Here is a 14,133-nt window from a genome sequence, read left to right on the forward strand (position 1 = left end):
CGTCCATTCATCTACTATTTTAAACCTTTTACTAAAATATAATTGATAATTGTAAAATATTCTGTAATATTTACAGTGTATTTTGTTGTTATCATTACACAAATATCAAATATTTTTAATAAAAGTTCAAAATATATTTGATATTATTTTATACAAAACTACCAATTTGTTCATAAAAATCTAACAATCAGATATTTACAAATTTACTCTATTAAAATAAATAATCTATTTACCCTATGACAACCGATAAAATAGAAGGTACCTATTTAATTTTCAATATTAGATCTGGAGGAAACACTCATGATAGAATTTGTGAATTAGCTTATACTATAATTAAAAATGGAGAAATCTATGAAAAGTATTTTACGGAAATTCTTCCACCTCCAAATCCTCTTTATGAGAATGACTGGCAACAAGAAAAATACAAAAATTGTCCTAATTTGAAGGAGGTATGGCGAGATGTCGAAGATATATTCAGTACAGCTAAACATATTTTTGCTTTCAACCTTTCGACACATAAATCTAATCTTGAAAAAAGTTTAGGAATATATGGATTAACATTACCTAAAAATAACTATCACTGTTTATACAATTTATCAAAAGAAATTTTAGATAACGTAGAGAATCATACATTTCAGGCTATATGTCAGGAGCTATCTATTGACCCTTTTCAAAGTAAACATGAATCTCTAGCCAAAGCTATTGCGGCATCTGAAATACTTTTAGATTTGGAACAAAAGACCACAGATAAAAACATTGCTAGTTACATTTTAAATAAACCTAGTAAGCAAGAATCTATTGGAAGCTATTTCCAACAACAAGCTCATTTTAAAAGCTCAACTACAGAGTTTATTGATGATTTTACGTCAAAACTACCTTTCATAACACCTAATGGGGCTGAGTTTTTTAAAAATAAAAATATTGTAATAACAGGGGAGTTTATGAGGTACCCCAACAGGAATGAGCTTGTGTCATTGCTCAGCGAAAGAGGAGCAAGTCCAAAATCATCCATTTCAGGTAAAACCAATACTGTTATAATTGGAACTGGAGCAGGTCCTAGTAAAATTCAGAAAATAATTGATTTAGTAAATAAAGGACAATCAATTGAAGTTGTTAGTGAAAATGCTCTATATACCTATTTAGACGATTGTAAATAATAATGAGATGCAAATATTGTGATAGAGCCTCATAAGTTATCTTACTTTCAGAAAAAAAACTCAGAGTTATAACGCAATCATCAATTACGGAAACATGGTGTATAGTAATGACAATACGGATGTAAATCAAGAATCCTTAGTCCGTGATTTACAGTTCCACCAAATAGAGAAGCAATACCCAAATAATCCTGATAGTATTAACCAAAATGATTCTAGCATAATTAATAAGATTTATAATTTAGCAAATCACCAAGTCGTAGGAGATCTTATTTTAGCAAGATTGATCGCTCTTATCTCTTGGTATTTTTCTAAATAATTTGTTTAAAAATTTAAAGACTTATTTTGAATTCAAATTTATAGAAATATCGTAAGTTAGAAATAGGACAAATTATGACAAATACCATAGCACAAAGATTCGAGCAACTTATCAGTACCCTGGAACTTGATTGCAACTCCTTTGCAAAAAGTATTTATGCAAACCCTATGGATATTAAAAAGATTATCAATCACAAAGGGAAGCCTAGTTTTGAAATGGTTGCTAGCATACTATCTCAATATCCTAAAGTCAGTGCTGAATGGCTAGTACGTGGAGAGGGTGATATTTATAGAAATAAAGCTCTTGAAGATTATAAAGGTCATTTGGAAGAGTTAAGATACACGATAGAAATACAGAGACAATTAATTGATAGTTATGACTTCCCCACACCAGTGGCGTAACTTTTAAAATTTTAAATAGCTTTTGAGATTATATTAATCTTTACTGTAAATATTATGGAAACAACAATAAGTCAAAGATTTGAGGCATTGATAAAAGCCTTAAAAATGAATAATAATTCCTTTGCAAACTCCATAGGCAAAACTTCTACTATGATAAAGTTTATTGTCGATGGAAAGAGTAAACCAGGGTTTGATTTACTTGAGCAAGTTTTAATAACATACCCAAATGTAAATTCAGATTGGTTACTAAGAGGTGAAGGAGAAATGTTCAAAGAAACAGAAAAGGTAGTTGTGGAACCAACACTTTGGCAAACTTTAAAGGAAAGCTACGAGAGTCGAATTGAAGAACTTCAGCTTTCACTGAGTGATGCGAGATATACTATTTCAATTCAAAAACAAATGTTGGGAAAGCTTAAACCTGTCCCTAGAAGACCAGGTGCTGGGAAAGTTATTTACTTCTTTCCTGACCTATTAGAAGAAAAAATTATGGCTGCTGAAGCCTAATTTTTTTGACGAAAAAAGGTGGCACTTTAGGTGGCAGGCCATTAACTAAGGGTTAATGAGGTCATTTTAAGCATTTTTTGTAGACGGTTCGAATCCCTCGCTCTCTACCAAGAAAAGCCCACCATTACGGTGGGCTTTTTTGTTTTTATTGGATTCTCCCTATTTCTCTTTTTCTCCAAATCAATATTTTACTTCCAAATCACAAAAAATCAGTTTTTAAAATATTATACGTTGACAATTTTATAATTTTACTAAATTGATATACCTCATTCAAACAAGTTTTAGCAATTATGAAAAATCAAAAAATTAGTTTTCCTCTGTTAATTATCATCATTATTATTGGCTCTGGTCTTTACAAAGATTTCGATTTTGCTACTTTAACCTTTAAAAGACCATATCTTGACATTGTTTATGGTATTTCCTTGATAGCTGGATTATACTTTCTGTTTAAGGGCAAAAAGGAAAATGAATAATTAGGAGCTCCATTTCAATACATTTTTAAACCGACCTTTATGAATACTTTATACTTTAAACCTTCAAATTCTCAACCGCTGGCATTCTATAAATAATAATGTCTCATCGGCTTTGCAATATATTTGTTTAAAAGCTAAATCTAATTTTCCTCCTCTATTATTCAAACCTGCGTAACCTATTACTCGGGGAAATACTCATTTTCCAAAACTCAAATCTTAATATAATGATTGAAGAAAATTGCAGAAATTGTAAAGAGGTTATTTCAGGTAACTTCTGTGGACACTGTGGTCAAAGAAGATACAAACGAATAAATCGGAACTATATAGTAGAAGAAATTCAAGATATTTTTGTTGATGTCAACAAAGGTTTTTTCTATTCCGTATTCAAAACCCTTCGTAATCCTGGCAAAACCGCCCGAGAATATATGGAAGGCAACCGTGTTGACCACTACAAACCAATTGCGCTAACATTTGTGCTAGCTGGTATCTCTATTTTTGTATCGTCTAGTGTGTTGAAGTTTGATGATATTATGAAAAACTTTTCAGAGCAACAGCACATTAACTCAAAGCTTATGTCTGATGTCTTTACGATCATCTCAAGCTACTATGCCATGCTCATGGTTTTGTTATTGCCAGTTTTCGCCTTTATTACCAGAATTCCATTTAAAAAAGAAGGGCATAATTACTATGAACATATTGTCATGAACTCTTATGTGGTATCCTATTACACCCTCATGAGTATCTTAGTTATGTATCCGATACTCTTTCTTTTCAGACAAAATCCAGAAAAAATGATGCTTATTTCACAGGCTTCATTTTTGGCTCTTCCATTTATTTTAGTGTGGTTTTTCAAAGGCTTCTACAATCATATTCCTCTAAAGAAGATAATTATTAAAATTCTAGGAGTATTAGCGCTCACGCTACTAACCTATATACTTGTGGTTGTTGTTTCTACTATCGCATTTATACTTTATGGAGTATTTGTGGACAAAGGGGTACTTGAATACGCCAAACCAAAATAATCATTAGTACTGAAAGATGAGTGGTAAATTTTGAATGTTTTTTTAATTATCAACACTTTGCACTCACAATTTCTTGGTTTACATGCCATAAGTTAAAATCACAAAACAAAAGCCCTGATTCAAGAAACGTGAATCAGGGCTTTTGTTAAAAATTAACCGACGCACCACCATCTACGGGTAACACAACTCCTGTGATATATCGTGCAGCCTCTGACGATAAAAACACCGCCGTATGTCCTATGTCGGCTGGTTTACCATAGCTTGGCATGGCTATACGATTGGTAATTTTTTCTTTTCTTGCTAAATCCGCATTAATGGCATTCAGAAACATGGGAGATTCTATCCAACCTGGGGCAATGGTATTTACTCGAATTAAATCCTTAGAATATTCTGTCACCAAATTCTGCATCAAGCCTGTCAGCGCTGCCTTTGAAGTTCCATAGGCAGAAACACGGTCTATGCCAAATATTCCCGCCATTGAGCCAATAAACAAGATGACCCCACTTTTGCGTTGCGCCATGTACTTGGCACATTCTCGAGTAAGGGAAAAGACTGACAGTAAATTGGTCTGAATGATACTTTCAAATTCTTCATCTGTGGTTTCATTGGAAAACTTTTTAAGATGTATTCCTGCATTATTAACCAAGATATCTATTGCTCCAAATTGTGTTTCTAGGTCTTGAATAAATGCTGGTATTTCCTTTTTGTTCGTTATATCAAATACCGAATAGCGTGCATTTTCTCCCAATTCCTTGAAAGCATCTTGCAAAACCTCCTCTCTTCGTCCTGTGATGACAACCTCTGCGCCTGCTTCAATAAATGCTTTACTGATTCCCAAACCAATACCTGTACCTCCGCCTGTCACTAAGGCTCTTTTTCCTTTTAATGAAAAAACATTCATGTCTAAAAAATCAGCTCTAAAGTGTCATCTACAAAATTAAATCCCCAACCTGCACCCTCGTGTGGATAAGCAAAACCATCTTTTACCGTCATCGGATTATCAATCAAAGGATCTATCCAATCGAAAGACTCCACACCTACTCCATTTGGAATAGAGCAAACCAATGGCACATCATAGTCTTTGTAATAATGTGGCAAAACAGGAATATGGTGACTATTAGCCAATAAAGCAGACTCTCGCCAAGCCTCTACCCCACCTATTCTGAGAATATCTGGTTGCCAAATATCTAAGGCATTTCGTTTCAATAGTTCTACCAATGGTAAGGTATCATATTCGCGTTCGCCCATCGCTAAAGATATACCAGCTTGTTGTTTGAGCGCTTTATATCCTTCAAAATCCTGATGGTGAAGCGGTTCTTCAAACCAAAAGATATTCAAATCTTGCGCAGCCTTTGCCAATTGTAAAGCAGAGGGCAACTTCATCCCCTGATTGGCATCCATCATGATATTCACCTGATTGCCAACGGCTTCACGAACAATCCTCAAACGCTCCAAATCTGTACGCCAGTTGGGATTTCCCACTTTGATTTTTACTGCCTGAAAACCACGAGACACATAATCTGTTACTTCTGCTACCAGCTCGTCAATCGTATAAGAAATCCACCCCCCGCTTCCATAGATAGCACATTTATCACGATAGGTTCCCAAAAGTTTGCCCACAGGCTGATTCAAGCATTTTCCCCAAGCATCCCACATGGCGATATTGACAGCAGCCTGCACCCAGCGATTGATACCTTGATTTCCAAAATATTCGTTGGCTTCGTCTAATTTTTGGTAAACTTTTCCCGTTTCATACGCTGCATAGCCTTTTACTAGTGGCAATAAATCTCTAAAAGCCCCTTGAATGGCATAAGGAGAATATTGAAATGAGAGCAAATAAGACTCCCCAACCACGCCATTTTCGAGCTGTAAACGCAATACCAAAAACGAAATCTCGTGAAGTGTATGTGTTGCATCAGCAATTGGCTTTTTGAGTGGCGCAACAGCTTTGTATAATTTAAAATCTCTAATATTAACAGAAGAACTCATGGTTTTAACTTTTATGTTTTTACAAAAGTAAAAATCGTAACTTGACATTTTGCCACCATTTTTGGTTATTCTATCGCCAATTATTTACCAATAATGTATTTTTGAAAAAGTATCATTTAAAAGAAAAAACATGGCTCAAAAAGTATTTATCCATCTTGAATCCAATCGGGGTTATAGTCGTGATTTGTTGCGTGGCATTTATGACTACAACAATCAGATAAGCCATTGGGATATTATTTTTGAACCAGCCTATTTTCTAAAAAATAATAGAACAAACAACAGAATCAATCTAATTCAGTCAGTAAAACCTGATGCTTGTATTTTAGAAAATAGTGAAGATATTGCTCAAATGGCACAATTAGGCATCCCCATGATTCAGGTTACCTCTGTCAATCATGTTGAAGGGATTCCTTATGTAAAAGGGAATTATTTGTCGGATGCTAAGTTGGCAATTCAATATTTTATCCGAAAAGGATTTAGAAGTTTGGCTTTTTTAGGAATAGAAAACCTAGAATGGTCATTACAAAGAATGACTTTTTTTCAGGAAATGGCTATTTCTTCCAATACTCAGTTTAGTTCGTTCTTACTCAAAGGCAATGAGGAAGATGTACTTTCTTACAATTTTGAAAATTTAGTTACATGGATAAAATCTCTCCCAAAACCTACAGGTGTTTTATGCTGCAATGATGATTTTGGACAAATACTTATCAATGCTTGTTCAATGGCGCAAGTAAAAGTACCGCATGAAATAGCAGTTTTGGGCATAGACAACGATGAATTAATTTGTAATATTACCTATCCAAACCTTTCAAGTATTGCTCGTAATCATCAAAGTACCGCCTTCAACATTTGCTCTACACTTAGTGATATGTTACAAGGAAAAGTACCAAATCAACAAATTATTTTGACCGAAGCCTTAGAAGTAATCGAACGAACCTCTACAGATACCGTGGCTATTACTGATAAGGAAGTAAACAAATCAATACAATTTATTTCTGCTAATATTCACAAAAACCTTGAAGTACAAGACATTGTACAGGCAAGCAATAGCTCTTTGAAAGTATTAAATCAGAAATTTCAAAAAGCGATTGGGCATTCTATTTTCCAAGAAATACAAGTACGAAAACTCTCCCGATTCAAACAATTACTCTCCACAAATCGAAGCATAAAAGAAATTGCCTTCGAACTGGGTTTCAACGACCATAGTCATATAAGTAGGTGGTTTTCTAAACTGGAGGGAATCACTCCAATGGAATGGCGAAAGAAAATGGGGGGATAAATAAGAGGGATAAGGCAACAGGCACAAAGTGTTTGAAAATAGAATTTACTTTGTTTAAAAAGCTCGAAAAAGATTCAGAAAACACTATGTAACTTTGTTCCCTGATGCCTGTTCCCTATTTTTACCCTATTTTTCCTTTGACTTCATCATTTTCCCTCAAAAATCAAGTATCTTCGGGCTTGATTAAGCATCCTTTTTGCATTTAGCCCTCTTCATCGACTATGTGGATAGAAAAAGACCAAAAATTACAACGTACCTTTCAGTTTAAGGATTTTTCCGAAGCTTTTGGCTTTATGACTCGTGTGGCACTTTTGGCCGAACAGCATAATCATCATCCGTGGTGGTCGAATGTTTGGAATACAGTAACCATTGAGCTTACCACTCACGATGCTGGCAACATGGTCACCGAAAAAGACCATGCCTTGGCTAAGGCAATAGATGCACTTTTATAAAGATTATTATTGGATTTTGAACTAATGAGTAAATTGTATTTAGTGCCAACCCCCATTGGCAATCTTGATGATATTACCCTTCGAGCAGTTAAAATACTACAACAAGTAGATGGTATTTTAGCAGAGGATACTCGTAATTCTGGCATGTTGTTAAAGCATTTGGGCATTTCTAAGCCACTTTTTGCACACCATGCCCACAACGAGCATCACAGTACTGCGGGTATTATCAAAATGTTGAAAGAAGGGAAAAACCTTGCCCTTGTGTCTGACGCTGGTACGCCTGCCATTTCAGACCCTGGTTTTTTATTGGTTCGTGAATGCTTGAAGCAGGGTTTGGAAATTGAATGTCTCCCAGGAGCAACGGCATTTGTTCCTGCACTCGTAAATTCAGGACTTCCATCTGATCGCTTTACATTCGAAGGATTTTTACCTCATAAAAAAGGGCGCCAAACTCGTTTGCAAAACCTTCAAAACGAGGAGCGTACGATGATTTTTTACGAGTCTCCACATCGTTTAATTAAAACACTTGAACAGTTAGGAGAATATTTGGGTGCCGACCGACAAGCCTGTGTATCAAGAGAATTGACCAAAATGTTTGAAGAAAACATTAGAGGTACTTTGGCTGAAGTATTGAAACATTATCAAGAAAATCCAAATACTATTAAGGGTGAAATTGTTTTGGTCATTGCTGGAAAAGAATAATTTTTCAGTAATTACCTGCTAATTGATTTCGATTTTTCGGTAAATATTGATAATTTACGAAAACTATTGCCAATACTAATGATAGTCTATCCCTTTTGTGTTATATCTAAACTAAATTGTATTATCTAGTTTTAGTACAACTCACACGGATGCTTGTATCGCCACCGTAAAACCTCAACTACATGAAAAACCTCAACATTCTATCTAAAATTATTTTGCTATTTTGTTTTCTGAGTAGTTGTATCCAATTGGTCAATGCTCAAAAACTTTCAGAAAGTGCCAAAGTAAGTGTCATTACAGTCGACCCTGGAAAAGAGTTGAATGATGTTTTTGGACACTCTCTTTTGTGGATTTATGACCCAGCTAATGGCGTTGATCGTGCCTATAACTGGGGCGTATACGATTTTAGCACTCCCAATTTTTACTGGAGATTTATCCAAGGGACTTTACCCTATAAAATGGAGTATCGCCCTATTAGTGATTACATAGCTTATTATCAATACATGAAACGTGGTATGAGCGAGCAAGTGTTGGATATGGCTCTGTCTCAGAAGCAGCGTATACTTGATGAACTAGACAAAACCTATAATGATCCTGCTAAACGTACCTATCAATACAAATTTTTTACCGACAACTGTGCCACACGCGTTCGTGAGGCAATTGTAGTGGCTTGTACGGATAGCGTCCACTTTGCTAATTTGCAGACCATGAGTGATACCACCTTCAGACAGTGGATGAACAAATCACTTTATGCAGGAGATATGCGTTGGCCAGCAGTAGCCATGAATATAGCACTCGGTTCTGAAGCAGATGAAAGAACGACTCAATTTGAAGCCAACTATATTCCTGCCAACTTACACAGAAGTTTGGGGGCAGCCAAAAGAATGACTCACGGAGTACTTCGCTATTTAGTTGATACAGAAGCACCATTATATGCTTTAGCAAAAGAGGAAGTAAAACCAATGCCTTTCTTCTTACAACCAGCTTTCTTTTTCTTGATGGTTTTATTATTTACTTGTTGGAAAACTTATGACCATTGGAAAAGACGACAAAAAGGTTATAAATTAGATAAAATACTATTCAGTATCGCTGGTTTTATTGGTTGGATTTTAGTATTTTTATGGTTCGGGACTAATCATGGAGTAACAGAGAATAACAAAAATATTTTATGGGCATTGCCTTTTCATTTGCCTCTAATTTTTAGATTAAGAGAAAAAAATGGTGAGTCTTGGTATGTGTATTATTTTGTAGTAACGGGTGTAGCGTCAGCACTAGCTTTAGTATTCGTAGCTCCTTACATGATTGAATTGGTACTTATTGTGCTTACACTTTTAGTAAGATCTATGTATCATGTAGGCTTTGAACGTGAACACCGCTTGACAATGAACAAATTTCGTAAAGTTATCAAAGGTCGTAAGATGCAGGTAATCAATTACGACAATGAAGAATAATTCAGTCTAGGTCAAGGACACATTTCCCAAAAACTATTAAAGTTTTGAGGGATTAAGGACAAAATCCTTAATCCCTTTTTTTTTATTGAGTGAATTGTGAGTTAAATTTTTCATTTAGCTGGATTTAAGTGCTAGGCTATAGGCTGTAAGCCGTAGGCATTAGGCAAAAAGTCTTTATAATTTAATAAAAATCTCTTTGTTTTCTTTAGCTTTCGGCTTTCAGCTATAGGCATTCGGCAAATACATATCTATCGTTACTAAAAACAATTTAACAATCTTTGCCTTGTTCCTGCTGCCTAAGCACATAACTTAAATCTTGTTCTGCACGATTACTTAATTGTGTTTTCGAGATACACTTTTACCATAACTCTCTGATTATAAGTGCATATCCAACAACCGATATACAACTAACCAATAACTTCTTTTACCAACTATGAAAAAAATCCTCTTCCTACTATTATGTGGGCTTGCGAACTGGGCTACAGCTCAACAAAAATTTTATCAACTTGGCGATTTCAAACTGGAAAATGGACAAGTCATCAAAGATTGTAAAATCGGTTATCGCACTTTTGGCAAACTTAATGCAAGCAAATCCAACGCCGTATTGGTCCCTACTTGGTTTACAGGTAATAGTCAGCAAAAATCCTTTGTCGCCGATCCTAAAAGTTTTGTAGATAGTACCAAATATTTTGTAATCATAGTAGATGCCCTTGGCAACGGTGTATCGTCTTCACCGTCTAATAGCACTTCGCAAAAAAATCAACTTTTCCCTACTTTCAATATTCGAGATATGGTTACGGCAAGTTATAAATTGAGTAGTGAGCATCTCAAACTATCTCATCTATACGCAGTAACTGGTATCTCTATGGGTGGTATGCAAACCTTTCAATGGATGCTCAGTTATCCTGAGTACATGGACAAGATTGTTCCTATTATTGGTTCACCACAACAAAGTAGCTATGATAAACTTTTCTGGAATCTTCAATTAAATCTGATTGAAAGAGGAAATTATAGTCCTGAAGCTATGGCTTCGGTAAATGCTCTGCATCAAATGCACCTCTGGACACCTTCCTATAGAGCGCAAAATACGCCAACAACTACTTATCCAGAATTGATTGGTAAACTAGAAAAAGAAGCTCAAACGCTCAATGCTTATGACTGGGCAGCACAATTACGCGCCATGCTCCAGCAAGATATTTATCAAGGCAAAACACCTCAAGAAATAGCACCTTTGGTAAAAGCAAAAGTCATGATATTGGTGGCTCCAGAAGACCAAATGGTCAACCCATTGGCCGCTATTCAACTTTCAAAAATACTCAAATGCCCATTAGTTTTGTTGGAAGGAAATTGTGGACACATGTCAACCTCTTGTCAGTCGGAGCAAATGATTGCTCATATAAAAGGCTTTCTGGATAAATAATCAATCTATTTACCTCATAGCCCCACAACATTTTATAGAAGGAATAGCTTAAATTCAGGAATGAAAAAGCTATTCCTTTTTTGTATTTAAGTGTCTTTATGTAGGTCAACATTTCCCTCTACCCCATTTTTACAAAACATGAAAACAAACTCCCAATTTTCAAAAAGATGAATTTGAATATTACTTCCAACAAAACAAGAACCTACGACGCTATTGTCATTGGCTCAGGTATCAGTGGCGGCTGGGCAGCAAAAGAACTTTGTGAGGCTGGTCTCAAAACACTTGTCCTAGAGCGGGGACGAGAGGTCAAACATATCGATGATTACCCAACGGCGACGTACAATCCTTGGGATATGCCTCATCATGGTAGAATTCCGTTGGCTGAACAAGAAAAAGATCCTATTGTCAAACGCTGCTATGCCTATGATGAAGCTACATCACACTTTTTTGTCAAAGACCACGAACATCCGTATGTTCAAGAAAAACCCTTTGATTGGATTCGTGGCTATCAAGTTGGTGGAAAGTCTTTAATTTGGGCTCGACAAACGCAACGTTGGAGTGATTTTGAGTTTGAAGGACCTGCCCGTGACGGTTTTGCGGTTGATTGGCCTATCCGTCACAAAGATTTAGCCCCTTGGTATAGCAAGGTCGAAAAATTTGTAGGAATCAGTGGTAATAAAGACGGTATCGATAGCCTTCCCGATGGAGAGTTTTTACCTCCTTGGGAGCTTAATTGTCTTGAAAAACATATTCAACAAAGAGTAAAACAAAGCTACAGTGACCGTCAGGTAATCATTGGTCGATGTGCCCACTTGACACAGCCTAAAGAAATTCACTTGAAACAAGGCAGAGGTCAGTGTCAAGCTAGACACTTGTGTTACAGAGGTTGTCCTTATGGTGGGTATTTTAGCAGTAATTCCTCCACCCTACCTTGGGCAGCTAAAACTGGCAATCTCACCTTACGACCTCACTCTGTTGTTCATTCAATTATTTATGATGAAAAAAAACAGAAAGCATCAGGCGTGCGAGTCATAGATACTCAAACCAAAGAAATGACGGAGTTTTATGCTAAAATAATCTTTGTCAATGCTGCTTGTTTAAATACAAATCTGATTCTATTAAATTCAACCTCGAATCGCTTCCCAAATGGCTTAGGTAACGATAGCGGTTTGCTTGGAAAATATGTAGCCTTCCATAACTATCGTGGTGCTGGTGGTGGCACGTATGAAGGTTTCGAAAAAGAATATTATCTAGGCCGACGCCCGACTACAGCCTTTATGCCTTCTTTCAGAAACTTGCGCAAACAAGAAACGGATTTTCTCCGTGGCTATATGGTTGCTTTTTCGGCTTATCGCGCTGGCTGGAATCGAGAGATTCATTCGGATGCATTTGGGTCAGATTTTAAAAGAGAATCAACAGAAGTCGGTCCATGGGGTGTATTTATCATGATGCAAGGCGAAACTGTCCCGCAAGAACAAAATCATGTGCGTCTTTCAACCGAGCTCAAAGATGCTTGGGAAATTCCACAATTAGTAACATCGATAGATTACCACGAGCCTAACGATACCAAAATGGTTCAAGATTTTCACCAACAAGCCAGTGAAATATTGGAAAAATCAGGTATAAAAGATATTTTCATGTACGATACCAAACAATCTCCTGGGCTGGACATTCATGAAATGGGTGGCGTACGTATGGGAAAAGATGCCAAAACATCAATGCTCAATGCTCATAATCAGCTACATCATTGCAAAAATGTTTTTGTAACAGATGGAGCAGCGATGACTTCGGTTGGTAATCAAAACCCTTCGTTGACCTTTATGGCTCTCACCGCAAGAGCTGTGAATTTTGCAGTGAATGAATTAAAAAAGAAAAATTTGTAAAACCCTTTTATAAAACATCCAAATAAAAAACTAAGATAAAACCTCCAAAAACATGTTAGATTTAGGAATTGTAAGTGCCATTTTAGCAGATAATACCTTCGAGCAGGCCATAGACTTTGTGGCTGCCAACGGCTTTAAATGTATCGAAATTATGTGTTGGCCAGCAGGAAACGCCGATGCTCGTCGTTATGCTGGAGTTACACACATCGACGTAGAGTCTTTGACTCCTGAGAAAATTACATATATCAAAGAATACGTAGCCTCTAAAGGAATCTATATTTCGGGCTTAGGGTATTATCCCAATCCACTAGATGCCAACGAAACGCAAGCGAAGTTTTTTCAAGATCATATCAAGAAAATCATCTTGGCAGCTGCACAATTGGGAGTTCCTGTGGTGAATACTTTCATTGGAAGAGATATTTCAAAAAGTGTTGCTTACAACCTTGACAAATACAAAGAAGTATGGCCAGAAATTGTCAAACTAGCAGAAGACAATGGCGTAAAAATTGGTATCGAAAACTGTCCAATGTTTTTTACGGACGACGAATGGCCAGGTGGAAAGAATCTTGCAACAACTCCTGCCATTTGGGATAAAATGTTTAACATTATTCCTTCGGCAACACTAGGGTTAAACTATGACCCTTCGCACTTGTTATGGCAACAAATGGACTACTGTCGCCCAATCTATGATTATACCGAGCGCTTACATCATATTCACTTGAAAGACGCCAAAGTATATAAAGAAAAACTGGACAGAGTAGGAATCATGGCAAATCCGTTAGAATACCATTCTCCAAAACTCCCAGGTCTTGGAGATATTAATTGGGGAAAATTCATTTCGGCACTCAACGATGTTAGATACCGTGGACCAATTGTTATTGAAGTAGAAGATAAAGCTTACGAAGGTTCAAGTACTGATATTGAAAAAGCTATTTTGACAGCAAGAAACTATTTAAAACAGTTTTTACCACATTAAAAGAAGATATACGATAGCCCTTCTTTTAATTAAACATGAGTCATCCCGAATTTTTCGGGAGAACTTTTAAAAACGAAACCTCCTTGTTTATTTTGTGAATCACGACAA

14 protein-coding genes are annotated in these 14,133 nt (G+C 36.1%); 12 read left to right on the forward strand and 2 right to left on the reverse strand.

Translation table 11 applies throughout. From position 1 onward, the window contains the following. Window positions 1-236 precede the first annotated feature (236 nt). The 5 genes from GVN22_RS25740 (at window position 237) to GVN22_RS25760 (ending at window position 3,873) form a co-directional block, all read left to right on the forward strand. Window positions 237-1,157, forward strand: coding sequence for a hypothetical protein (locus tag GVN22_RS25740; RefSeq protein ID WP_166553883.1), 921 nt, complete (start codon window positions 237-239; stop codon window positions 1,155-1,157). A 390-nt stretch (window positions 1,158-1,547) separates the two neighbouring features. After that, entirely contained in the window at window positions 1,548-1,874 is a 327-nt protein-coding gene (locus tag GVN22_RS25745) for a hypothetical protein (RefSeq protein WP_166553884.1), read from the forward strand. Window positions 1,875-1,928: 54 nt separating this feature from the next. Then, window positions 1,929-2,378 carry a helix-turn-helix transcriptional regulator gene (locus GVN22_RS25750; protein ID WP_166553885.1) on the forward strand — a complete coding sequence of 150 codons (450 nt, stop codon included), beginning with the start codon at window positions 1,929-1,931 and terminating at the stop codon, window positions 2,376-2,378. Window positions 2,379-2,668: 290 nt separating this feature from the next. Beyond that, entirely contained in the window at window positions 2,669-2,851 is a 183-nt protein-coding gene (locus GVN22_RS25755) for a hypothetical protein (RefSeq protein ID WP_166553886.1), read from the forward strand. A 224-nt stretch (window positions 2,852-3,075) separates the two neighbouring features. Further along, window positions 3,076-3,873: a DUF3667 domain-containing protein gene (locus tag GVN22_RS25760; protein ID WP_166553887.1), complete on the forward strand. Its 798-nt coding sequence runs from the start codon at window positions 3,076-3,078 to the stop codon at window positions 3,871-3,873. A 145-nt stretch (window positions 3,874-4,018) separates the two neighbouring features. Here GVN22_RS25760 and GVN22_RS25765 read toward each other — a convergent pair whose 3' ends face one another. Together GVN22_RS25765 and GVN22_RS25770 are read right to left on the reverse strand one after the other, a co-directional pair. Then, window positions 4,019-4,774 (reverse strand): SDR family NAD(P)-dependent oxidoreductase, encoded by a 756-nt coding sequence (locus GVN22_RS25765; protein WP_166553888.1) that lies wholly within the window; start codon window positions 4,772-4,774, stop codon window positions 4,019-4,021. 2 nt (window positions 4,775-4,776) lie between these two features. Further along, on the reverse strand, window positions 4,777-5,862 hold the full coding sequence (locus tag GVN22_RS25770; RefSeq protein ID WP_166553889.1) for a mandelate racemase/muconate lactonizing enzyme family protein: 1,086 nt from the start codon (window positions 5,860-5,862) through the stop codon (window positions 4,777-4,779). A 130-nt stretch (window positions 5,863-5,992) separates the two neighbouring features. Between GVN22_RS25770 and GVN22_RS25775 the strand changes: the two genes are divergently transcribed. The 7 genes from GVN22_RS25775 to GVN22_RS25805 all read left to right on the forward strand — a co-directional run bounded on the left by GVN22_RS25775 (window position 5,993) and on the right by GVN22_RS25805 (window position 14,025). Beyond that, window positions 5,993-7,141 (forward strand): DNA-binding transcriptional regulator, encoded by a 1,149-nt coding sequence (locus GVN22_RS25775; protein ID WP_166553890.1) that lies wholly within the window; start codon window positions 5,993-5,995, stop codon window positions 7,139-7,141. A gap of 221 nt (window positions 7,142-7,362) precedes the next feature. Then, window positions 7,363-7,593, forward strand: a complete 231-nt coding sequence (locus tag GVN22_RS25780; RefSeq protein WP_166553891.1) for a 4a-hydroxytetrahydrobiopterin dehydratase — start codon at window positions 7,363-7,365, stop codon at window positions 7,591-7,593. A 24-nt stretch (window positions 7,594-7,617) separates the two neighbouring features. Then, window positions 7,618-8,295, forward strand: a complete 678-nt coding sequence (gene rsmI / locus GVN22_RS25785; protein ID WP_095163508.1) for a 16S rRNA (cytidine(1402)-2'-O)-methyltransferase — start codon at window positions 7,618-7,620, stop codon at window positions 8,293-8,295. A gap of 182 nt (window positions 8,296-8,477) precedes the next feature. Beyond that, entirely contained in the window at window positions 8,478-9,746 is a 1,269-nt protein-coding gene (locus GVN22_RS25790) for a DUF4105 domain-containing protein (protein WP_166553892.1), read from the forward strand. Window positions 9,747-10,179: 433 nt separating this feature from the next. Then, on the forward strand, window positions 10,180-11,166 hold the full coding sequence (locus GVN22_RS25795) for an alpha/beta hydrolase (protein WP_166553893.1): 987 nt from the start codon (window positions 10,180-10,182) through the stop codon (window positions 11,164-11,166). A 167-nt stretch (window positions 11,167-11,333) separates the two neighbouring features. Next, window positions 11,334-13,049: a GMC oxidoreductase gene (locus GVN22_RS25800; protein WP_166553894.1), complete on the forward strand. Its 1,716-nt coding sequence runs from the start codon at window positions 11,334-11,336 to the stop codon at window positions 13,047-13,049. 52 nt (window positions 13,050-13,101) lie between these two features. After that, window positions 13,102-14,025 (forward strand): sugar phosphate isomerase/epimerase, encoded by a 924-nt coding sequence (locus GVN22_RS25805; protein ID WP_166553895.1) that lies wholly within the window; start codon window positions 13,102-13,104, stop codon window positions 14,023-14,025. The last annotated feature ends 108 nt before the right edge of the window (window positions 14,026-14,133 follow it).

This window comes from Cellulophaga sp. BC115SP (assembly GCF_009905545.1).
Taxonomy (GTDB): Bacteria; Bacteroidota; Bacteroidia; order Cytophagales; family Spirosomataceae; genus Flectobacillus; species Flectobacillus rivi.